At 52.3% G+C, this 21,165-nt stretch carries 20 protein-coding genes; 9 read left to right on the plus strand and 11 right to left on the minus strand.

What is annotated here, in order from left to right; translation table 11 throughout:
- Positions 1-9: 9 nt before the first annotated feature.
- Complete coding sequence (locus ABIE10_RS18690; protein ID WP_003827389.1) at positions 10-1,290, plus strand: MFS transporter; 1,281 nt, start codon at positions 10-12, stop codon at positions 1,288-1,290.
- A 22-nt stretch (positions 1,291-1,312) separates the two neighbouring features.
- Positions 1,313-2,287 carry a glyoxylate/hydroxypyruvate reductase GhrB gene (gene ghrB, locus ABIE10_RS18695; protein ID WP_016154914.1) on the plus strand — a complete coding sequence of 325 codons (975 nt, stop codon included), beginning with the start codon at positions 1,313-1,315 and terminating at the stop codon, positions 2,285-2,287.
- Positions 2,288-2,345: 58 nt separating this feature from the next.
- Here the strand turns inward: ghrB and ABIE10_RS18700 are convergent, their stop codons facing one another.
- Entirely contained in the window at positions 2,346-3,056 is a 711-nt protein-coding gene (locus ABIE10_RS18700; RefSeq protein WP_016154915.1) for a DUF3053 domain-containing protein, read from the minus strand.
- Between the two features lie 380 nt (positions 3,057-3,436).
- On the opposite strand from ABIE10_RS18700, the gene ABIE10_RS18705 reads away from it, so the two are divergent.
- From ABIE10_RS18705 to cueP, 3 genes are all read left to right on the plus strand, one after another.
- Positions 3,437-3,727 carry an HTH-type transcriptional regulator gene (locus ABIE10_RS18705; protein WP_016157726.1) on the plus strand — a complete coding sequence of 97 codons (291 nt, stop codon included), beginning with the start codon at positions 3,437-3,439 and terminating at the stop codon, positions 3,725-3,727.
- Between the two features lie 279 nt (positions 3,728-4,006).
- Complete coding sequence (cspE, locus tag ABIE10_RS18710; RefSeq protein WP_000014594.1) at positions 4,007-4,219, plus strand: transcription antiterminator/RNA stability regulator CspE; 213 nt, start codon at positions 4,007-4,009, stop codon at positions 4,217-4,219.
- 189 nt (positions 4,220-4,408) lie between these two features.
- Positions 4,409-4,948: a copper-binding periplasmic metallochaperone CueP gene (gene cueP / locus ABIE10_RS18715; protein WP_046275781.1), complete on the plus strand. Its 540-nt coding sequence runs from the start codon at positions 4,409-4,411 to the stop codon at positions 4,946-4,948.
- A 64-nt stretch (positions 4,949-5,012) separates the two neighbouring features.
- Here cueP and glyS read toward each other — a convergent pair whose 3' ends face one another.
- The 3 genes from glyS to ABIE10_RS18730 form a co-directional block, all read right to left on the minus strand.
- Positions 5,013-7,082 carry a glycine--tRNA ligase subunit beta gene (gene glyS, locus ABIE10_RS18720; RefSeq protein WP_016157728.1) on the minus strand — a complete coding sequence of 690 codons (2,070 nt, stop codon included), beginning with the start codon at positions 7,080-7,082 and terminating at the stop codon, positions 5,013-5,015.
- Between the two features lie 9 nt (positions 7,083-7,091).
- The gene (gene glyQ, locus ABIE10_RS18725; protein ID WP_001168551.1) at positions 7,092-8,003 is read right to left on the minus strand and encodes a glycine--tRNA ligase subunit alpha; all 912 of its coding nucleotides are present in this window, start codon (positions 8,001-8,003) and stop codon (positions 7,092-7,094) included.
- A gap of 95 nt (positions 8,004-8,098) precedes the next feature.
- Positions 8,099-8,407, minus strand: a complete 309-nt coding sequence (locus tag ABIE10_RS18730) for a YsaB family lipoprotein (RefSeq protein WP_016154920.1) — start codon at positions 8,405-8,407, stop codon at positions 8,099-8,101.
- Between the two features lie 173 nt (positions 8,408-8,580).
- Between ABIE10_RS18730 and ABIE10_RS18735 the strand changes: the two genes are divergently transcribed.
- Positions 8,581-9,576: an acyltransferase gene (locus tag ABIE10_RS18735; RefSeq protein ID WP_046275799.1), complete on the plus strand. Its 996-nt coding sequence runs from the start codon at positions 8,581-8,583 to the stop codon at positions 9,574-9,576.
- 40 nt (positions 9,577-9,616) lie between these two features.
- Here the strand turns inward: ABIE10_RS18735 and yiaA are convergent, their stop codons facing one another.
- The 4 genes from yiaA to xylA all read right to left on the minus strand — a co-directional run bounded on the left by yiaA (position 9,617) and on the right by xylA (position 13,438).
- Complete coding sequence (gene yiaA / locus ABIE10_RS18740; protein WP_142418069.1) at positions 9,617-10,054, minus strand: inner membrane protein YiaA; 438 nt, start codon at positions 10,052-10,054, stop codon at positions 9,617-9,619.
- Positions 10,055-10,423: an inner membrane protein YiaB gene (yiaB, locus tag ABIE10_RS18745; RefSeq protein WP_103766986.1), complete on the minus strand. Its 369-nt coding sequence runs from the start codon at positions 10,421-10,423 to the stop codon at positions 10,055-10,057.
- 166 nt (positions 10,424-10,589) lie between these two features.
- Positions 10,590-12,044: a xylulokinase gene (gene xylB / locus ABIE10_RS18750; RefSeq protein WP_429156605.1), complete on the minus strand. Its 1,455-nt coding sequence runs from the start codon at positions 12,042-12,044 to the stop codon at positions 10,590-10,592.
- A 71-nt stretch (positions 12,045-12,115) separates the two neighbouring features.
- Positions 12,116-13,438, minus strand: coding sequence for a xylose isomerase (gene xylA, locus ABIE10_RS18755; RefSeq protein ID WP_153689912.1), 1,323 nt, complete (start codon positions 13,436-13,438; stop codon positions 12,116-12,118).
- Between the two features lie 361 nt (positions 13,439-13,799).
- Between xylA and xylR the strand changes: the two genes are divergently transcribed.
- Entirely contained in the window at positions 13,800-14,978 is a 1,179-nt protein-coding gene (gene xylR, locus ABIE10_RS18760; RefSeq protein ID WP_049282794.1) for a D-xylose utilization transcriptional activator XylR, read from the plus strand.
- A 42-nt stretch (positions 14,979-15,020) separates the two neighbouring features.
- Here the strand turns inward: xylR and ABIE10_RS18765 are convergent, their stop codons facing one another.
- Entirely contained in the window at positions 15,021-15,845 is an 825-nt protein-coding gene (locus tag ABIE10_RS18765) for a protein bax (RefSeq protein ID WP_016154930.1), read from the minus strand.
- A gap of 316 nt (positions 15,846-16,161) precedes the next feature.
- Between ABIE10_RS18765 and malS the strand changes: the two genes are divergently transcribed.
- Together malS and avtA are read left to right on the plus strand one after the other, a co-directional pair.
- Positions 16,162-18,192: an alpha-amylase gene (gene malS / locus ABIE10_RS18770; protein WP_235116992.1), complete on the plus strand. Its 2,031-nt coding sequence runs from the start codon at positions 16,162-16,164 to the stop codon at positions 18,190-18,192.
- Between the two features lie 176 nt (positions 18,193-18,368).
- The gene (gene avtA / locus ABIE10_RS18775; RefSeq protein ID WP_407056501.1) at positions 18,369-19,619 is read left to right on the plus strand and encodes a valine--pyruvate transaminase; all 1,251 of its coding nucleotides are present in this window, start codon (positions 18,369-18,371) and stop codon (positions 19,617-19,619) included.
- 36 nt (positions 19,620-19,655) lie between these two features.
- Here the strand turns inward: avtA and ABIE10_RS18780 are convergent, their stop codons facing one another.
- Both ABIE10_RS18780 and ABIE10_RS18785 read right to left on the minus strand, forming a co-directional pair.
- Positions 19,656-20,129: a 4Fe-4S dicluster domain-containing protein gene (locus tag ABIE10_RS18780; protein WP_049282797.1), complete on the minus strand. Its 474-nt coding sequence runs from the start codon at positions 20,127-20,129 to the stop codon at positions 19,656-19,658.
- A gap of 236 nt (positions 20,130-20,365) precedes the next feature.
- Complete coding sequence (locus ABIE10_RS18785; protein WP_016154944.1) at positions 20,366-21,106, minus strand: MipA/OmpV family protein; 741 nt, start codon at positions 21,104-21,106, stop codon at positions 20,366-20,368.
- Positions 21,107-21,165 lie beyond the last annotated feature (59 nt).

Raw genomic sequence — 21,165 nt, forward strand, 5'->3', positions numbered from 1 at the left:
GGGCAGTCTATGAATAGCTCAACTAATGCAGCAAAACGCTGGTGGTACATTATGCCAATCGTGTTTATCACGTATAGCCTGGCGTACCTTGACCGTGCGAACTTCAGCTTCGCCTCCGCCGCCGGTATCAACGAGGACCTCGGCATTACCAAAGGGATCTCTTCCCTGCTGGGCGCTCTGTTTTTCCTCGGCTATTTCTTCTTTCAGATCCCTGGCGCGATTTACGCAGAACGGCGCAGCGTACGAAAACTGATTTTTGTCTGTCTGATCCTCTGGGGCGCATGCGCGTCGTTAACCGGTATGGTCAGCAATATTCCAATGCTTGCCGCCATCCGCTTTATTCTTGGCGTCGTTGAAGCCGCGGTGATGCCCGCAATGCTGATTTATATCAGCAACTGGTTTACGAAATCCGAGCGCTCGCGCGCTAACACTTTCCTGATCCTCGGAAACCCGGTTACCGTCCTGTGGATGTCTGTGGTTTCCGGTTATCTGATCCAGGCGCTGGGCTGGCGGGAAATGTTTATCATCGAGGGCTTCCCAGCCATCATCTGGGCGTTCTGCTGGTGGGTATTGGTAAAAGACAAACCGTCTCAGGTCGGCTGGCTGTCAGAATCTGAAAAAGCCGCCCTTCAGGCGCAACTGGAAAAAGAGCAGCAAGGCATCAAAGCCGTGCGTAACTATAGCGAGGCCTTCCGCTCACGTAACGTCATCCTGCTGTGCATGCAGTATTTCGCCTGGAGTATTGGCGTCTATGGTTTTGTCCTGTGGCTACCGTCGATTATCCGCAACGGCGGCGCAAATCTGGGCATGGTAGAGGTTGGCTGGCTGTCATCTGTACCTTATCTGGCGGCGACGGCGGCGATGATCCTCGTCTCCTGGGCCTCCGATAAGCTGCAAAACCGTAAACTGTTTGTCTGGCCGCTGTTATTGATAGCCGCTTTCGCTTTTATCGGCTCCTGGGCCGTGGGTGCAGACCACTTCTGGATTTCTTACACGCTGTTAGTTATTGCGGGTGCGGCAATGTACGCCCCATATGGCCCCTTCTTCGCCATCATCCCGGAAATGCTGCCGCGCAACGTCGCCGGGGGTGCAATGGCGCTGATTAACAGCATGGGCGCGCTAGGCTCATTCTTTGGTTCATGGTTTGTCGGCTACCTCAATGGCGCAACCGGCAGCCCATCCGCCTCGTACATTTTTATGGGGGTAGCGCTTTTTGTCTCAGTATGGCTAACTTTAATTGTTAAGCCTGCTAATAATCAGCAATTACCTATTGGCGCACGCCACGCTTAAATTTTAACTTACGGAGATTCGCATGAAGCCGTCCATTATTCTCTATAAAGCGTTACCTGACGATTTACTGCATCGCCTGGAAGAGCATTTTACTGTGACTCATGTGCCTAACCTGCGCCCGGAAACGGTCGCACAGCACGCCGAGGCTTTTGCCAACGCGGAAGGTCTGCTGGGTTCCAGTGAAGCCGTCAATACCGCCCTACTGGAGAGAATGCCCAGGCTTCGTGCGACATCCACGATTTCCGTAGGTTATGACAACTTCGACGTCGATGCCCTCAACGCGCGCAAGGTGCTGTTGATGCACACGCCAACCGTGCTGACGGAAACTGTCGCCGATACGGTAATGGCGCTGGTGTTAAGCACCGCTCGCCGCGTGGTAGAAGTTGCTGAACGGGTGAAAATTGGCGAGTGGACCAAAAGTATCGGGCCGGACTGGTTTGGTACGGATGTACACCACAAAACGCTGGGGATTGTCGGCATGGGCCGTATTGGTCTGGCGCTGGCGCAACGCGCGCATTTTGGTTTTAGCATGCCGATTCTTTATAACGCGCGCCGTCATCACCAGGAGGCGGAAGAACGCTTCAACGCGCGTTACTGCGACCTCGATACACTGTTGCAGGAGTCCGATTTTGTCTGCCTGATCCTGCCGTTAACCGCAGAAACGCATCATCTGTTTAGTACCGAACAGTTTGCCAAAATGAAGTCCTCCGCCATTTTCATTAACGCCGGGCGTGGGCCAGTGGTCGATGAAAAAGCGCTGATTGCCGCCCTGCAAAGCGGGGAAATTCATGCCGCAGGCCTTGATGTGTTTGAGCAGGAGCCATTACCAGCAGACTCACCGCTATTGGCGCTGCCAAACGTGGTAGCCGTACCGCACATAGGTTCAGCGACGCATGAAACGCGCTATAACATGGCGGCCTGTGCGGTGGATAACTTAATCGATGCGCTGCAAGGACGCGTTGAGAAGAATTGCGTGAACCCGCAGGTCGCGCCATAAACAAAAGGCCGGGTAGCGCTTACGCTTACCCGGCCTTTTATGTATTACAGCGCCTTCATTACTGAGCGGCATTCACCGCAGCAGTCCAGGCCTGATTAAATGCCTGATGCTGAGAGGCCAACGGGCCAATCAGCGTGTTGTACTGACTTGCCTGCTGTGAAGTTGGGAACTGGATACCGTTAGCGACAAAGCTCACCTGCGTATCCTGCTGTGCCACAAAATCACCGACCTGCACTAACTGCTGCGTGAAGATTTGCGCGGCAGGGATCAGCGGCTGTAGCGCCTCTGAAGGTACAGTGACGACTTTATTGTAGACCTGGTCAAAGACCGGCTTCAGATCCTCGCCCTGCTTCAGCGCGCCATGCGCAGCATCTGCCTGCAGTTTCGCATTTTGCAACTGTTGCCCTAATACGCCCAACGCACCATTTGCCTGACGCAGCGGTTCACGCTGAGTCACATAATCCTGAGGAACACGAATCGCATTTACGCTATCAACCACCGGGCGCAGACCGGAGTCCATTGCCTGATTAACCTGCTGCGAATAGCCATACAGAATCGCGTAATCGGACACAAACGGGCCAAACTGTTTTTTCTGATCGGCGGTCAGCGTTGGTAAACGCTCTCCGCTACGCATTGCAGTATTCTGCAGAAAATCGATAAACGCTTTGCGTTGATCGCCTTCTTTATCAAAACACCCACTCAGGCCAACTACCATTAAGAGCGCCAAAACAGGCGCAAACCAGCGAGAGCAGGACTTACCTGTCGCCATTTTAATACTCCTTTCACCCAAAAATGCGCACAACGACACCCGCGTGCCTGACGTTGACAAGGATAGTCCAGGTCAGCCCCGCAAGATACCCTTTCCGCGTAATCTTGTGGGGGAAAATAACCGCTCCCGCCACCCATCGTTTTGCTAAACAATGCGCCATTTACCACACGACGTCATATTTTAGTCATCTTTACAATCGGGATCGATCGTTCGCAGATCACGACCTTTATCAGTTCGTTAGCCTGCAAAAGATTGTCGACCCCGATCCGCTGAAACGAATCCATCACACAAACCTAAAATCCGGCTTCATTTTTTCCGACTACTCTTAATGAGCTTCGATGAAATTCACGATCCCGCTGTGTGATTTGTAGGAGTTCTCAATGGAATACAAAGATCCTATGTTTGAACTGCTGAGCAGTCTGGAGCAGATTGTTTTTAAAGATGTATCGCAGACGGTTACTCTGACGCAAAAAACCAACCCTTTCACCGAATTTGAACAGCTACGACGAGGGACAGGTTTAAAAACAGATGATTTTGCCCGGGTGATGGGCGTGACGGTCGCGACGGTTCATGAATGGGAGTCTAAACGCGTAAAGCCTTCCAATACCGAATTGAAGTTAATGCGCCTGATTCAGGCAGACCCAAGATTAAGTAAGCAACTGATGGATTGAACTATTTTTCAATTTTACTTATGAACGGCCCTGTAAAAGGGCCGTTCCCTTAAGGGGGTTATCCACAAAAAAGAAAATAGTAGTTGCATCCACATGCGTAAAATGAGTTAATGCCCTCAACGGTTTGACGTACAGACCATTACAGCAGTTAGTAAGGCAAGTCCCTTCAAGAGTTATCGTTGATACCCTTCGTAGTGAGCATTTCCTTTACTGTTAAAAAATCTGTAAAGCACGCCATATCGCCGAAAGGCACACTTATTTTTTAAAAGGTAATACACTATGTCCGGTAAAATGACTGGTATCGTAAAATGGTTCAACGCTGACAAAGGTTTCGGCTTCATCACTCCTGACGATGGCTCTAAAGATGTGTTCGTACACTTCTCTGCTATCCAGAACGATGGCTACAAATCTCTGGACGAAGGTCAGAAAGTTTCCTTCACCATCGAAAGCGGCGCTAAAGGCCCGGCAGCTGGCAACGTAACCAGCCTGTAAGCTTAAAAAGCTCAAAATTCTGAATCCCTGCCAAACGGCGGGGATTTTTTTTATCTGTACTTCGCACAAGACTCCCCGCCCAAACGCTTCTTTGCATTACTTTACCCGTCCTCCCTTTGACCTTTCCCTAAGGGCAAGCTTTATAGTGAGCCAGTCTGTATTCCACAATATTCACAAGGAATTGAAGTTATGTCGAAATCCTCACTGCTGCTGGTTTTAGGTTTGCTCACAACCGGTAGCGCGTTCGCAGCAACTCCGGAAGCTGCTTTTCTGGCGGAACACGGGCTCAGCGGTAAATCCGTCGAGCAAATCGTCGAGACCATTGACCAGTCGCCACAGAACCGCCCGCTGCCGTACTCAGCATCTATCACCAGTACCGAACTGAAGCTCTCTTCGGGCGATCAGATTTATACCCTACCGCTCGGTGACAAGTTCTATCTGTCATTTGCCCCCTATGAATGGCAAACACATCCTTGCTTCAACCACAGCCTTTCTGGCTGCCAGGGCGAAATGCCGGAGAAGGCATTCAATGTCAAAGTGACGGATAACAAGGGTGAGGTGGTGGTACAAAAAGTGATGAAGAGCGGTCGAAATGGCTTCGTCGGGGTATGGCTACCGCGCAATATGGCAGGCACAATCGCGGTAAGTTACAACGGTAAAACAGCGGAGTATCCCATCAAGACGATGGAAGACAGCCAGACCTGTCTGACAAAATTACAACTGCGCTAACTACATACAAAAAAGCCGGATGGCACAATGCTTATCCGGCTTTTTCTAAGTCAGCTCAGGAGCGTTACTGCAGCAGAGAAATATCCGCTACGCGCAGGAACAGTTCGCGCAGTTTTGCGAGCATAGACAGACGGTTAATACGCAGATCTTTATCTTCCACGTTGACCATCACTTTCTCGAAGAACGCATCAACCGGTTCACGCAGTTCCGCCAACTCAACCAGCGCCTCCTGGTAACGACCAGCTGCAAAGACAGGCTCCAGCTTATCGCGCAGCACCACAACCTGCAGCGCCAGCGCAATTTCTTCCGGCTCTTTCAGCGTTGCCGAATTTACGCGGTCATTCAGCGTCTCTTCAGACTTCGCCAGGATGTTCGATACACGCTTGTTCGCTGCAGCCAGCGCGGACGCGGCCTCCAGCGTACGGAAGTGCGAAACCGCCTTCATACGTGCGTCGAAATCAGCCGGACGAGTCGGACGACGCGCCAGTACTGCCTGAATGGTATCGACGGTGTAACCTTCATCCTGATACCAGGCGCGGAAGCGACCGAGCATAAAGTCGATCACATCATCCACCACGTTGGCGTTAGTCAGCTTGTCGCCATACAGACGAACCGCTTCTTCGGTCAACGTTTGTAGATCCAGATTCAGGTTCTTCTCAACGATGATACGCAGTACGCCCAGCGCGGCACGACGCAGCGCAAACGGGTCTTTGTCGCCTTTTGGATGCTGACCGATACCGAAGATACCCGCCAGGGTGTCCATCTTATCGGCAATCGCCACGGCACAGGCAACCGGGTTAGACGGCAGGTCATCACCGGCAAAACGCGGCTGATACTGCTCGTTCAGCGCCACAGCGACATCTTCCGCTTCACCATCGTGACGCGCGTAGTGCATGCCCATCACGCCCTGAGTATCGGTGAACTCGAAGACCATGTTGGTCATCAGGTCGCACTTGGACAGCAGGCCAGCACGCGTTGCGTGGTTAACGTCAGCGCCAATCTGACCAGCAATCCAGCCCGCCAGCGCCTGGATACGGTCAGTCTTGTCGCGCAGCGTACCCAGTTGCTGTTGGAACAGCACGGTTTGCAGACGCGGCAGATGGTCTTCCAGACGTTTTTTACGGTCAGTATTGAAGAAGAACTCGGCATCCGCCAGACGCGGACGAACCACCTTCTCGTTACCAGAGATGATTTGCTGCGGGTCTTTGGATTCGATGTTAGCAACGAAGATAAAGTTCGGCAGCAGTTTGCCGTCGTTCGCGTATACCGGGAAGTACTTCTGGTCACCTTTCATGGTGTGTACCAGCGCTTCGGACGGAACAGCGAGGAATTTCTCTTCGAACTTCGCGGTCAGCACGACCGGCCATTCCACCAGCGAGGTGACTTCTTCCAGCAGGCTTTCACTCAGATCGGCGTTGCCGCCAATTTTACGCGCCGCATCTTCGGCATCGGCTTTGATTTTGGCTTTACGCTCAGCGTAATCCGCAATCACTTTGCCGCGCTCACGCAGAATTTCTGGGTACTGATCGGCATTATCGATGGTGAACTCCGGCTCGCCCATAAAGCGATGCCCGCGGATCACGCGATCGGACTGAATACCCAGAATAGTTGCCGGAATAACTTTGTCGCCCAGCAGCAGCGTCACGGTGTGAACCGGACGCACGAAGTGAACGTCAGACGCGCCCCAGCGCATCAGTTTCGGGATCGGCAGCTTCGCCAGTGAGGTGGCGATCATATTCGGCAGCAACGCTTCAGCGCTTTCGCCTTTCACATGCGCGCGATACAGCAGCCACTCGCCTTTGTCGGTGGTCAGACGCTCAGCCTGATCAACCGTGATGCCACAGCCACGCGCCCAACCTTCGGCCGCTTTGCTCGGTTTACCTTCGGCGTCAAACGCCTGGGCGATAGCCGGGCCGCGTTTTTCTACTTCACGGTCGGGTTGTGCTTCAGCCAGGGCAGCGACTTTCAACGCCAGACGACGCGGCGCGGCGAACCACTCCACGTTGCCGTGCGCGATGCCAGCATTATCCAGCTCCGCGGTAAAGTTCGCAGCAAAGGACTCAGCCAGGCTGCGCAGTGCTTTTGGTGGCAGCTCTTCAGTGCCGATTTCCACCAGAAAAGTTTTCTCAGACATGGCCGCCTCTTATTTGTCTTTGTTGCACATCGGGAAGCCAAGGGCTTCACGGGAAGCGTAGTAAGCTTCTGCCACTGCTTTGGTCAGGGTGCGAATACGCAGGATATAGCGCTGACGCTCGGTGACGGAGATGGCTTTACGCGCATCCAGCAGGTTGAAGCTATGGGCGGCTTTCAGAATACGTTCATACGCAGGCAGCGGCAGCGGATTTTCCAGCGCCAGCAGCTGCTGCGCTTCTTTCTCGTACTGCTCGAAGCAGGTGAACAGGAAGTCCACGTCGGCGTATTCGAAGTTGTAGGTGGATTGCTCCACTTCGTTCTGATGGAACACATCGCCGTAAGTGGTTTTACCCAGCGGGCCGTCGCTCCAGACCAGGTCGTAAACGCTGTCTACGCCCTGAATGTACATGGCCAGACGTTCCAGACCGTAGGTAATTTCCCCGGTCACTGGTTTACATTCCAGACCACCAACCTGCTGGAAGTAGGTGAACTGCGTGACTTCCATGCCGTTCAGCCACACTTCCCAACCCAGACCCCAGGCACCCAGCGTTGGGTTTTCCCAGTTATCTTCTACGAAACGGATATCGTGAATGGTCGGGTCCATACCCAGCTCTTTCAGAGAACCCAGGTACAGCTCCTGAATGTTGTCCGGAGACGGCTTAATCACTACCTGGAACTGATAGTAGTGTTGTAAGCGGTTCGGGTTTTCGCCATAGCGGCCGTCGGTCGGACGACGAGAAGGCTGCACATAAGCAGTCGCCATCGGTTCCGGCCCCAGCGCCCGCAGGCAGGTCATTGGGTGAGATGTCCCCGCGCCGACTTCCATGTCCAATGGTTGAACGATGGTGCAGCCCTGGCGAGCCCAGTAATCCTGTAAGGTCAGGATCAAGCCCTGGAAGGTCCTGGTATCAAACTTTTGCATATTATTTCGTGCTGGATACGTGTGGATTTAAAGGAAGCGGTCAGTATACCCGCTGGCTGCAAGATATACAGTACGAAACGGGAAAAAGGGGGAACTTAGCGCATGGAAAGGTGTAAAAACTGCCCGTCTGCATCAAAAGAGCAAACAAAACTCTCTTTACGGAAGGTAGAACCACGCATCTCATAGCTGCCCTGGAATTGTTCCAGACCGGAGATATCAATTTTCTGCACACCAGTGTTGTAGATTTGTGCCGCCTCATTTTTACACAGTGACTCCATATCCAGCGAACGTGTTGCACTGACTTTGATCTTTTGCGCCTTCTGCGCGGGTGCAGGCGGCTGGGTGTCGGCGCACGCAACCAGTAAAAGGGTAACGATCGCGGAAAAGAAATACTTCATCATCATTTTATTACCGCCTGGTTTGCTGGTCAGTCTTATTATTAAGTGTCTGGAAACGGATGCTATTTTGAGAATCTCATCAGACCATCTCAAGCTTTAGCGTAAGAACTCGGATTTTTCCAGTGAGCTACGCTCGCAAAATTTCGGTCAGACTTTTTTTAATGGATACAGAGGAACTGATGCAGCCCAAAATATTCTGGATTGATAACCTGCGCGGGATAGCCTGTCTCATGGTTGTGATGATCCACACCACGACCTGGTACATCACCAATGCGCAAAGCGTCAGCCCATTGAATTGGGATCTGGCCAATGTGCTCAATTCAGCTTCTCGCGTCAGTGTCCCGTTGTTCTTTATGATTTCGGGCTATCTGTTTTTTGGCGAGCGCAGCGCCAAACCGCGCCATTTCATGCGCATTGCGCTCTGCATCCTGTTTTACAGCAGCGTGGCGCTGGCCTACATCCTGCTGTTTACCTCGATCAACGCTGAGCTGTCGCTGAAAAACTTGCTGCAAAAGCCGGTGTTCTATCACCTGTGGTTTTTCTTCGCGATCGCCGTAATCTACTTGGTTTCCCCGCTGATACAGGTAAAAAATATCAGCGGCAAGATGCTGCTGGCGCTTATGGTGGTGATTGGGGTGATTGCCAATCCCAATACCGTCTCACAAAAAATTGGCGGTTTTGAGTGGCTTCCCATCAACCTGTACATCAGTGGCGACACCTTCTACTACATTGTGTACGGTATGCTAGGCCGAGCGATTGGTATGATGGATACGCACAAGCGCGCGCTTACCTGGCTCTGTGCGGCGTTGTTTATCACCGCAGTGTTTATTATTTCTCGAGGCACGTTGCATGAACTGCGTTGGCGAGGCAATTTTGCCGATACTTGGTATCTCTATTGCGGCCCAGCGGTGTTTATTTGTGCTGCCTCCCTCCTGACGCTGGTCAAAAATACGCTCAGTACGCGCACTCTGCCGGTACTGGGCCTTATTTCCCGCCACTCCCTGGGCATTTATGGCTTTCATGCGCTGATCATTCACGCGCTACGCACCAACGGTGTAGAACTCAAAAACTGGCCGCCGCTGGATATGTTATGGATTTTTAGCGCCACGCTGGCGGGAAGTTTACTGTTGTCTGTATTGTTGCAGCGCATCGATACGCGCAGACTGGTGAGCTAACAATAAAAGCCCTCGATCGGTAACCATCGAGGGCATACGATCACTCCGTAAAATCGTCTGCGACTGCCAGCGTTTCTTTTGGATGCTCAAAGTCACTATCACGGATATTTTTCTGCACCGCAACGGTACCAAACAGGCTTAAAAAGAAGGCCAGGCCGTAAAACCCTTTCTCGTTTAGCAGCAGCGTGGCATTCCACAAACCGATAACCAACAATGCAACCGCAATAATAAACGCGGCAAGACAGGTTATGTAGTAAATCGGCGTAGTCGGGATCCCCTCATATTTATCCCGTACCGTCTTTTGATACGACGCAGCAGAAAACAAACCAAGCACCAAAACAGCAAAGTAATACCCCTTTTCGTTCAACTGCATATCGGCATTCCACAACCCCAGCAGATAAACCACAATGCCGCCGAGAAGCGCGACCCATGACACAATACTAAATGCCGGTGAATAAGTTGATGTCCTGTTTTCCATTTAGAGGTCCTGTCCTTTAGATAAATATTCTGCTGAACGCATGAGTAAAACTTGCCCCAGTAAACATACGATGAATGCCACCGGGAACAGCCCCTTTTCGAGGGGGGATAATGGGACATTCAATACGCCCACCAACAGCACCCCGACCGTGATGAGCGCCACCATCTGACATACAGAGGCGAAGTGTTCATCGTTCTGATTGAGATTTTCTGCACGCTGATAAACGTACGTCACAAACATTCCCGTCATCAGCACGGCGAAAAAATAGCCTTTGCTACTCAATAACGGGCATGCCCGCCATAAGCCAATAACGTAAATAAATGCACCAGAGAAGAATAATATCCATGGCAACAGCCTTGTCGTCTTCATTGGGACCTCCTTATCCATCATGGATACAATATGAATAACCCGCTAAAGACAACACAGAAAAGGTCACTACGCCGGACTTTCAGAATAAATTCATGCGCGCTAATTATTAATTAGATTGAAATATATATTTGATAAATCCCCTCTGTTTATCAGAGGGGATTTAGGGTCAGGACATCAGCGGTTGTAATTGCTGATAGATTCGGCGGAAGGTTTCCCGACGCTGTTGGTAAAGGGCATGGCGCTCGGCATCAGGATAATGCGCCTGCTCCAGCGTAAGCTGAGGCAGAAGGTCTGATAATGGCTGCTGCGGATTAATGGCAATTTGCGCCAGACGCGCCGCACCGAGAGCAGGACCAACATCGCCGCCGGTACGGTAATCCAACTGCAATCCGCTGATGTCAGACAGCATCTGACGCCAGTATTCGCTACGCGCCCCGCCGCCAATCAGCGTAATGCTGGAGGGCTGCACGCCGCAGGCGTGTACCACATCCATACCCTCAGCCAATGCAAAACCAACGCCTTCCAACACCGCCTGAGCCAGCTCCGCCGGACCATGCTGATGCGTCAGACCGAAAAATACGCCTTTCGCCTGCGGGTTGTTGTGCGGCGTACGTTCACCGGACAGATAGGGTAAAAACCAGACCGGCTCAGCGTGTTCATCCGCCTGTTGCGCTGTGGCAATCAACGCAGGAACGCTCGCCAGTCCGGTTAATTTTGCCGCCCAGTCCAGGCAGGATGCTGCACTTAACATCACGGACATCAGGTGCCATCGTTCAGGCAATGCATGGCAAAAGCTATGGACCGCGCTTTCCGGTTTGCTGAGAAAGCCGTCGCTGACCGCAAAATAGACCCCGGAAGTACCCAGCGATAGCATCGCCTGACCGGCATTCATCATGCCCACGCCAACCGCCCCCGCTGCGTTATCCCCACCTCCGGCGACCACCGCAACCTCCTGCATTCCCCAGGCCCTGGCGACTGCTGGCAACAATGTTCCGGTAATCTCACTGCCTTCATAGAGCGCAGGCATATGCGCACGAGTCAGCTTACAGGCTTCCAGCATGACATCACTCCAGTCACGCTTCGCAACATCCAGCCACAGGGTACCAGCCGCATCAGACATATCGCTGGCGAAATCGCCGGTCATACGCAGGCGCAGGTAATCTTTCGGCAGCAGGACTTTATCAACCCGGCTAAAAATCTCCGGTTCGTGGCGCTGTACCCACAGCAGCTTTGGCGCGGTAAAGCCAGGCATCATCAGGTTGCCGGTGATGGCACGAGACTGCGGAACCAGGCTCTCCAGCATGACGCACTCTTCGGCGCAGCGACCATCGTTCCACAGGATAGCCGGGCGTAATACCTTCTGTTGTGCATCCAGTAGCGTCGCGCCGTGCATCTGTCCGGCAATTCCCAACGCTTTCACCTCGCGAAGTGAATGCTGCCGACCCAGGGCTTTCACAGCGCGATCCGTTGCCAGCCACCACTGTTCTGGGTCTTGTTCTGACCATAACGGGTGCGGGCGCGAAACGGTGAGTTTCTCTGTTTGCGAAGCGACCACATCGCCCTGCTCATTGAGCAGAATGGCCTTTACGCCTGATGTGCCAAGATCTATCCCGATATACATAGGGCATCGTTCCTTAAAGAAAGGCCCGGTCGCGCGAGCTGACCGGGCTTACGGACATGCTCAGAGACCCGTTATTTGTCGAACAAATAATGGTTCACCAGATTTTCCAGCAATTCCTGATGACCGCTCTGGTGCACTGGCGCCAGGTTGTGTTGTTCAGCGTACTGCGCAATTTCCGTCAGCGTCATCTGCCCTTTCAGAATTTGCTGGCCCAGCTCACCATTCCAACCGGCATAACGTTTAGCCACGCGCTGATCCAGACCACCGTCTTCAATCATACGCGCCGCAATTTTCAGCGACAGCGCCATGGTATCCATCGCGCCAATATGACCATAGAACAGATCGTATTTATCGGTACTCTGACGACGAACCTTGGCATCGAAGTTCAGGCCACCGGTGGTGAAGCCGCCGGCTTTCAGGATTTCGTACATCACCAACGCATTCTCTTCTACGCTGTTCGGGAACTGGTCAGTATCCCAGCCCAGTTGCGCGTCCCCACGGTTGGCATCGACAGAGCCAAACAGGCCCAGTGCGATAGCGGTGGCGATTTCGTGATGGAACGAGTGACCCGCCAGCGTGGCGTGGTTGGCTTCGATATTCAGTTTGATCTCTTTTTCCAGACCGAACTGCTTGAGGAATCCGTATACGGTCGCCGCATCGTAATCGTACTGGTGCTTGGTCGGTTCCTGCGGCTTCGGCTCGATAAGCAAAGTGCCCTGGAAACCGGTTTTGTGTTTGTGTTCCACGACCAGTTGCATGAATCGGCCAATTTGCTCACGTTCCTGCCGCAGATCGGTATTCAGTAGCGTTTCATAGCCTTCACGACCGCCCCACAGAACGTAGTTTTCACCGCCTAATTTATGCGTGGCATCCATAGCCGTAACCACCTGCGTGGCGGCCCAACTGAACACTTCTGGATCCGGGTTCGTGGCCGCGCCCGCGCCGTAACGTGGGTTGGTGAAGCAGTTTGCCGTTCCCCACAGCAGCTTCACGCCGCTCTGCTCCTGTTTTGCCGCCAGTACATCAACCATCTGCGCAAAATTGTTTTTGTACTCTTTCAGCGACGCGCCTTCCGGCGAGACATCCACGTCATGGAAGCAGTAGTAGGGCACGTTCAGTTTGTGGAAAAACTCGAACGCCACGTCCGCCTTGCGCTTCGCTAATTCCAGCGCTTCACCGGGCTGCTGCCACGGGCGATTAAATGCACCAACACCAAACATATCTGCACCATTCCAGCAGAAAGTGTGCCAGTAGCAGGCAGCAAAACGCAGATGATCTTCCATGCGCTTGCCCAACACGATTTCGTCTGGGTTGTAATGACGAAATGCGAGCGGGTTGGTGGACTGAGTTCCTTCAAAACGTACACGATCGAGTTGGTCAAAATAAGCCGGCATAATAAGCTCCATAATCAGGTAGTACGGCAAGTAAACTGCGATATGGCTATACTGGAATTTCCTGATTTATTGCTCAATTACGTTATTTCACACCGCGATTAAGAGAATACCCAAACGTGCGCTGGCTCCCAAAAAAACGCGCTGAAAAAAGAAATAAAAAGGCGATCACGATCGAAGGTTAGCCATTAAACAAAAAACCGTAATGCGCAGATAAAAAATGACAATTGTCATCCCGCTAGCAGTATGTAAATTTTGCGTAGCCTCAGGCAATCAGGAAATTTGTCACGCTTCATCAAGCAGTCGTACCTGCGGTTTTGCTAGTATCGACAGGCCCACGTTAACCTTTCCAGGACAGGTTCTTATGTTTGATAAACGTCACCGCATCACTCTGTTATTTAATGCCAATAAAGCCTATGACCGCCAGGTGGTAGAAGGAGTGGGTGAATATTTACAGGCATCGCAATCCGAGTGGGATATATTCATTGAGGAAGATTTCCGCGCCCGTATCGATAATATTAAAGACTGGTTGGGCGATGGCGTTATTGCTGATTATGACGACGATGATATTGCGCAATTACTTGTCGATGTCGATGTTCCGATCATCGGCGTTGGGGGTTCCTACCATCTGCAGCAAGATTATCCACCAGTACATTACATTGCCACCGACAACCACGCGCTGGTAGAAAGCGCCTTCCTGCATCTGAAAGAGAAAGGGATTAACCGCTTTGCATTTTATGGTCTTCCGGCTTCAAGCGGTAAACGCTGGGCCGCAGAACGTGAATATGCGTTTTGCCAGTTGGTTGCTAAAGAGAAGTACCGCGGCGTCGTCTATCAGGGGCTGGAAACCGCACCGGAGAACTGGCAGCACGCGCAAAATAGGCTGGCGGACTGGCTGCAAACTCTGCCGCCGCAAACCGGCATTATCGCGGTCACCGACGCGCGGGCACGACACGTCCTGCAAGTCTGTGAACACCTGCATATTCCCGTACCGGAAAAACTCTGCGTGATAGGGATAGACAACGAAGAATTGACCCGTTACCTGTCACGGGTAGCGCTGTCATCCGTGGCTCAGGGAGCCAGACAGATGGGCTATCAGGCCGCAAAACTCCTGCATCGTATGCTGGCGAATGAAGAACTGCCGCTGCAACGCATTCTGGTTCCACCGGTGCGTGTTGTAGAACGTCGTTCAACCGATTACCGCTCCTTGACCGATCCAGCGGTAATTCAGGCGATGCACTTTATTCGTAATCATGCCTGTAAAGGCATTAAGGTTGAACAAGTGCTGGATTCAGTAGGGATTTCACGTTCGAATCTGGAGAAGCGCTTTAAAGAAGAGGTCGGAGAGACCATTCACGCCGTGATTCATGCCGAAAAGCTGGAAAAGGCGCGCAGCCTGTTGATTTCTACCACGCTTTCAATCAACGAAATTTCACAGATGTGCGGCTACCCATCTCTGCAGTATTTCTATTCGGTATTTAAGAAAGAGTACGACACGACGCCAAAAGAGTATCGCGATGTGAACAGTGAAGTGTTGCTATAAGGATGATAGCCGGAGGGCGAAGTCGCCATCCGGCACTCGAAATTACATATGCGCGGCGATTAAACGCTGGTTGTCCTGATACATTGCGAACAGATAGTTGTTATAACTCTGTCCCTTAGTGGAATAACCCTTCAGCTTATGGATCATCGCGGTGGCGGTGACTTCCTGATCGGCTTTACGCAACTGCGCACGTGACTTACGGAAGGAAGAGTAGGCCGGATGCGTATTCAAATTAATGACGTAAGCATTCACCGACTCTTTCACTGATTCAAATTGTGAGTAGCCTTTCACCTTACCCGGTGCATTGTTACAACGACCCTTGCCACATTTCATGCCAAACAGGTTGTTGTTGCTACGCGCCAGCTTCGACGTACCCCAGCCGCTTTCTGCCGCAGCCATGGTTGCCACCATACTGGTCGGGATAATGTCTACACGTTCAAGCAGCGTATTCCACGGAATTTTACGCGTGTTACCAGACCAGTTCACCTTGTAGCGCTTCGCGATGTCTTTCATACGCGTACGCTCAGTCGGTGACCAGCGGTTCTGGTACTGTTTTGAAATCAGCCAGTTACGGTCCGCCGTAATGGCAGCATTTTGACTGGTAATATAAGGCATAACCGTCCGGAGAAACGCTTTTTTCCTTGGTGTTCCGGAAGGGTATTTTCGCAAATCAGGAAGTGAACTACTCTTTGCACTATTGCGAGAATACTCTTGTTTACTGCTAACCTGTTTATTACTTGCCTTGGTTATCTGGGGCTTGTGACTCGTTGTCGCCGTGTGTGTCTTTGCCAGCACCTCACCCGAAAATGCAACGGTGAGTAACATAAGAATCATTGCCCCATATCGTCGAATGGGAGTCAATATCATTAGGTCTCCTGGTCGGATTTATACATTCCAACACCTTATATTTTTCACAAAAATGAGAGATGAATCTCAAATCATATCAAAAATAGCCGTCAAGAGCACCCACAGGAATAGTCCAATTCTGAAACTATGTCACGTATTAACGGTTCTGGGTGCCATTAATTCGAAGAAAATGTGGAGGTTATCGCAAAATCAGTTCATTTTTTGCGCGCGATCGCTCACCCTCCCTTCTCCTCCTGGCGGAATCAACTCAAAGGAGGAGTTTCCGGCCTGATTTCACTGGCAAACTGGCGAAAATCGCAGCATCAAGGACAGCACTATGAAACTTGCCGCCGTTGCGCTGGCGCTAATGCCCGGCATTGCCATCGCCTCATCATGGACGTCTCAAGGACTTCCCACCTTCGAAGCGGAAGGTACGGGAAAATTCGTCAGCCATGCAGCGTTGACGAAGGGTACCCGTCCTTTAACCCTAAATTTTGACCAACAGTGCTGGCAGCCTGCTGATGCGATAAAACTCAACCAGATGCTGTCGCTAAAACCTTGTGAAGGCACGCCGCCACAGTGGCGTTTATTCAAAGACGGCGATTACACGCTGGAAATCGATACCCGCTCCGGTACGCCAACGCTGATGCTGTTGGTAAAAAGTGCTAAGGACACCGTCACCACCCAGATTCGCCAATGCCCGAAATGGGACGGTTCACCATTAACGCTGGACGTGAGCCAGACCTTCCCGGAAGGTGTCGTGGTGCGTGATTTCTACAGCCAGCAAACGGCAACGGTAAAAAACGGGTCGATTACCCTACAACCCGCCGCAACAAGTAACGGGCTGTTGCTACTGGAACGGGCAGAAACCGATGCCCCCGCCGCTTTCGACTGGCATAACGCCACGGTGTATTTCGTCCTGACGGACCGCTTTGTGAATGGCGATCCGAGTAACGATCACAGCTATGGGCGTCGCAACGACGGCATGCAGGAAATTGGCACGTTCCACGGTGGCGATTTGCGCGGGCTCGCCAGCAAACTCGACTACCTGCAACAGTTAGGCGTCAACGCCCTGTGGATCAGCGCGCCGTTTGAGCAAATCCACGGCTGGGTCGGCGGTGGCGCCAAAGGGGACTTCCCCCACTACGCTTACCACGGCTACTACACCCAGGACTGGACCACGCTTGACGCCAATATGGGAAACGAAGCGGACCTGCGTGCGCTGGTTGATGGCGCACACCAGCGCGGCATCCGTGTCTTGTTTGATGTGGTGATGAACCATACCGGCTACGCCACGCTGGCGGATATGCAGGAGTATCAGTTTGGGGCACTGTACCTATCGGGCGATGAGCTGAAAAAAACGCTCGGGGAACGCTGGACGGACTGGCAGCCAGCCGCCGGGCAAAGCTGGCACAGTTTCAATGATTACATCAACTTTAGCGATAAAACTGGCTGGGAAAAATGGTGGGGGAAAAACTGGGTCCGCACCGATATTGGGGATTACGACAATCCTGGCTTTGACGACCTGACGATGTCGCTGGCTTTCCTGCCCGATCTGAAAACCGAATCCACCACGCCTTCCGGGCTGCCAAACTTTTATCAGCACAAGCCGGATACGCACGCCAAAGCCATCGCCGGCTACACACCCCGGGATTATCTGACGCACTGGCTCAGTCAGTGGGTGCGTGATTATGGGATTGACGGCTTTCGGGTCGACACCGCTAAACACGTCGAGCTTCCCGCCTGGCAGCAGCTAAAAACACAAGCCAGCGCGGCGCTGCTCGAATGGAAGAAAGCCAATCCGGAAAAAGCGCTGGATGATAACCCCTTCTGGATGACTGGCGAGGCCTGGGGTCACGGTGTGATGCAAAGCGACTATTACCGTCACGGCTTCGATGCGATGATCAATTTCGACTACCAGGAGCAGGCGGCAAAGGCCGTTGATTGTCTGGCAAATATGGACCCCACCTGGCAGCAGATGGCGGATAAATTGCAGGACTTCAACGTCCTGAGCTATCTCTCCTCGCACGATACACGTCTGTTCCGCGAAGGTGGAGACAACGCCGCCGAGCTATTGCTGCTGGCACCTGGCGCGGTTCAACTCTTTTATGGCGACGAGTCGGCCCGCCCCTTTGGCCCAACCGGCTCAGACCCATTACAGGGTACGCGCTCAGAGATGAACTGGCAGGATGTGACCGGGAAATCTGCCGCCAGCGTCGCACACTGGCAGCGAATCAGTCAGTTCAGGGCCAGACATCCCGCCATTGGCGCCGGTAAACAAATCACGCTGCCGCTGACGCAGGGATACGGATTTATTCGTGAGCATGGCGACGATAAGGTGATGGTGGTGTGGGCCGGTCAGCCCTGATCCCGGCAGGCTTCTCGCTGTGCACGCAGCGGGAAGCCTTACTCAACATTAAAAACCAGCCAAATAAAAATCAGTAGCACAAAATCTCAATCCGGCCTGATACCCCTGATTTGCACCCTGCCATGGGTAGCGCTATGGTTAGCCACTTTACTACTCAGTTCGACAGACCACCTGCTATGACATTCTCACTTTTTGGCGACAAATTTACCCGCCATTCAGGCATCACACGCCTGATGGAGGACCTTAACGACGGTTTACGTACCCCAGGCGCCATCATGCTCGGTGGCGGCAATCCGGCGCAAATTCCAGAGATGCAAAATTACTTTCAGTCTCTGCTGACAGATATGCTGGAAAACGGCAAAGCCACTGATGCGCTTTGCAATTACGATGGTCCACAAGGTAAAACCGAGCTGCTGACTGAGCTGGCGAAACTGCTACGTGAGAAGCAGGGTTGGGATATCGAGCCACAAAATATTGCACTGACAAATGGCAGTCAGAGTGCATTTTTCTACTTATTCAATCTGTTCGCCGGACGCCGCGCCGACGGAACAACGCAAAAAGTGTTGTTCCCGTTAGCTCCGGAATACATTGGCTATGCCGATTCCGGGCTGGAAGAGGATCTCTTTGTCTCCGCGCGTCCAAATATCGAACTGTTACCAGAAGGTCAGTTTAAGTATCACGTTGATTTTGAACACCTGCACATCGGTGAAGAGACGGGCATGATCTGCGTGTCACGTCCGACAAATCCGACAGGCAACGTGATCACCGATGAAGAGCTGATGAAGCTGGACCGGCTGGCCAACCAGCATGGGATCCCGCTGGTGATTGATAACGCCTATGGCGTACCGTTTCCCGGCATCATCTTTAGCGAAGCGCGCCCGCTGTGGAACCCCAACATTGTGCTGTGCATGAGCCTTTCCAAGCTGGGTCTGCCAGGCTCCCGCTGCGGCATCATTATCGCGAATGAAAAAATCATCACCGCCATCACCAACATGAACGGCATTATCAGTCTCGCACCTGGCGGAATGGGTCCGGCAATCATGTGCGAAATGATTAAGCGCAACGACCTTCTGCGTCTGTCCGAGTCGGTGATCAAGCCGTTTTATTATCAGCGCGTTCAGGAGACGATTGCGATCATTCGCCGCTATTTATCTGAAGATCGGTGCCTTATTCATAAACCGGAGGGCGCGATTTTCCTGTGGTTATGGTTCAAAGATTTGCCTATCAGCACCGAACTGTTGTATCAGCGTCTGAAAGCGCGCGGCGTGCTGATGGTTCCTGGTGACTACTTCTTCCCTGGTCTGGATAAACCCTGGCCGCATACGCATCAGTGTATGCGGATGAACTACGTGCCAGAACCGGAGAAAATAGAAGCTGGAGTGAAGATTCTGGCTGAAGAGATCGAACGCGCCTGGCAGGAAGGCTAACGCAAGTCCCGACCTAACCACAGGTCGGGACTCACATTACTGTGGTAGTGAACCCAGGCGCTGGCGCTGAATACTGACGGCATCTATACACTGCAACGCGCTGGTCGGACAGGCTTCGACACACGCGGGTCCCGCATCACGGTGCCAGCATAAATCGCACTTTATCGCCTGCACCCGTGACGAGCGGGCGACGACATTCATAGCCCCAAACGGGCAGGCCAGCATACAACTTTTACAGCCAATACAACGCGTCTGTTCAACGAAGATATGCCCATGTTCACGACGAATTGCGTGCGTCGGGCAGACATTTGCACAGGGAGCGTCCTCGCATTGATGGCAGGCGACTGCCGTCGTAAAGGCGTCGTCTTTGATCACGCGGATGCGCGGGGTAAACGCAGTGGAAGAGACCGACGCGCAGTCCTGGTTTTGCTGGTGCGCGACGACGCAGGCAACTTCACAGGTACGACACCCAATACATTTTGCCGCATCCGCCATAATAAACTCGTTCATTGCACCCTCCGTCTGCGTGAAAACCACAGAGTGCCAGAGAGGTTGCCCCTGACGCCTTGATCGGACAGGGGAAACGGTTAAATATTGTCAGGTGCCTGAACAACTATGGCGATCCGCCTAATCGCGAACGGTAAAACCCAGCTCATTGGAAATGGCCGGATGACGATGCTTCGGGTCTTATCCGGTCTATCACATTGAAAAGATTGCCCTCCTCCCTGAGGACAAACGGGTGAGAATCAGAAACGCCAGGTCAGACCGGACATAAAGGTAAAGCTGTCATCACGGTCAACCATCGGGCTATTTTTAATATCATCTGGCAGCGCACTATAGTTGGCGCTGGCCAGCAGCGTCAGATTGCTGGTCAATGCGTATTTAGCGGACAGGCCAACATACGGTGTCCAGCTATCGCCAGGGGAGTAGCTTGATAACCCACTACGGCGGGATTCATTGCCAGAGATGCCGTAGTAATATTCGTTGAAGTTTTCGTCATAGTAGAGCACGCCAATCGCCGGCGTCAGCGTCAGCTTGCCCATCGGCATTTGGCGAAACAGAGACATTTCCCCAACCCAACCGTTGCTGTTGTCCAGCACATCCGCTGCTGCGGAGACTTTCACGCTGCCCCATTTCTCATGGTGATACCATGCAGCACCCGCCATCGCGGTTGCGTCACGCTTGTTCAGTTGCTTCATCGCTTGATCGTCGTTATCACCCGGATCAAACTCAAGCGGCATGTACGAGGCAGTAATGCTAAATTCATTACTTTCATTTTTTGAAAGAATATAACCTAACGTTGTTTGCCTAAAATAAAATGATTCACTTTCATAACTGACAAGCGGTACTGCGTGAACGTTATCATTATATCCACGATAAGGAGATTCGTTATATACAGCGCCGCCGCCAATAGAAAATTCTGCGGCAGTTGCGCTCGCCATAAATGAAAAGGCGAATAGCGCCACAATATTGCGTTTAATTAACATGCCCACATTCCATTTTAAAATAAGATACAAAACGCGTGCATAATAATGCTTACAATTTC

Source organism: Citrobacter sp. 506 (genome assembly GCF_050434985.1).
GTDB lineage: Bacteria > Pseudomonadota > Gammaproteobacteria > Enterobacterales > Enterobacteriaceae > Citrobacter > Citrobacter braakii.

What these genes read in the sequence shown, in the direction of transcription:
- ABIE10_RS18690 (WP_003827389.1), top strand. Translation starts at nt 10, where the DNA reads ATGAATAGCTCAACTAATGCAGCAAAACGCTGGTGGTACATTATGCCA.
- ghrB (WP_016154914.1), top strand. Translation starts at nt 1,313, where the DNA reads ATGAAGCCGTCCATTATTCTCTATAAAGCGTTACCTGACGATTTACTG.
- ABIE10_RS18700 (WP_016154915.1), bottom strand. Translation starts at nt 3,056, where the DNA reads ATGGCGACAGGTAAGTCCTGCTCTCGCTGGTTTGCGCCTGTTTTGGCG.
- ABIE10_RS18705 (WP_016157726.1), top strand. Translation starts at nt 3,437, where the DNA reads ATGGAATACAAAGATCCTATGTTTGAACTGCTGAGCAGTCTGGAGCAG.
- cspE (WP_000014594.1), top strand. Translation starts at nt 4,007, where the DNA reads ATGTCCGGTAAAATGACTGGTATCGTAAAATGGTTCAACGCTGACAAA.
- cueP (WP_046275781.1), top strand. Translation starts at nt 4,409, where the DNA reads ATGTCGAAATCCTCACTGCTGCTGGTTTTAGGTTTGCTCACAACCGGT.
- glyS (WP_016157728.1), bottom strand. Translation starts at nt 7,082, where the DNA reads ATGTCTGAGAAAACTTTTCTGGTGGAAATCGGCACTGAAGAGCTGCCA.
- glyQ (WP_001168551.1), bottom strand. Translation starts at nt 8,003, where the DNA reads ATGCAAAAGTTTGATACCAGGACCTTCCAGGGCTTGATCCTGACCTTA.
- ABIE10_RS18730 (WP_016154920.1), bottom strand. Translation starts at nt 8,407, where the DNA reads ATGATGATGAAGTATTTCTTTTCCGCGATCGTTACCCTTTTACTGGTT.
- ABIE10_RS18735 (WP_046275799.1), top strand. Translation starts at nt 8,581, where the DNA reads ATGCAGCCCAAAATATTCTGGATTGATAACCTGCGCGGGATAGCCTGT.
- yiaA (WP_142418069.1), bottom strand. Translation starts at nt 10,054, where the DNA reads ATGGAAAACAGGACATCAACTTATTCACCGGCATTTAGTATTGTGTCA.
- yiaB (WP_103766986.1), bottom strand. Translation starts at nt 10,423, where the DNA reads ATGAAGACGACAAGGCTGTTGCCATGGATATTATTCTTCTCTGGTGCA.
- xylB (WP_429156605.1), bottom strand. Translation starts at nt 12,044, where the DNA reads ATGTATATCGGGATAGATCTTGGCACATCAGGCGTAAAGGCCATTCTG.
- xylA (WP_153689912.1), bottom strand. Translation starts at nt 13,438, where the DNA reads ATGCCGGCTTATTTTGACCAACTCGATCGTGTACGTTTTGAAGGAACT.
- xylR (WP_049282794.1), top strand. Translation starts at nt 13,800, where the DNA reads ATGTTTGATAAACGTCACCGCATCACTCTGTTATTTAATGCCAATAAA.
- ABIE10_RS18765 (WP_016154930.1), bottom strand. Translation starts at nt 15,845, where the DNA reads ATGATATTGACTCCCATTCGACGATATGGGGCAATGATTCTTATGTTA.
- malS (WP_235116992.1), top strand. Translation starts at nt 16,162, where the DNA reads ATGAAACTTGCCGCCGTTGCGCTGGCGCTAATGCCCGGCATTGCCATC.
- avtA (WP_407056501.1), top strand. Translation starts at nt 18,369, where the DNA reads ATGACATTCTCACTTTTTGGCGACAAATTTACCCGCCATTCAGGCATC.
- ABIE10_RS18780 (WP_049282797.1), bottom strand. Translation starts at nt 20,129, where the DNA reads ATGAACGAGTTTATTATGGCGGATGCGGCAAAATGTATTGGGTGTCGT.
- ABIE10_RS18785 (WP_016154944.1), bottom strand. Translation starts at nt 21,106, where the DNA reads ATGTTAATTAAACGCAATATTGTGGCGCTATTCGCCTTTTCATTTATG.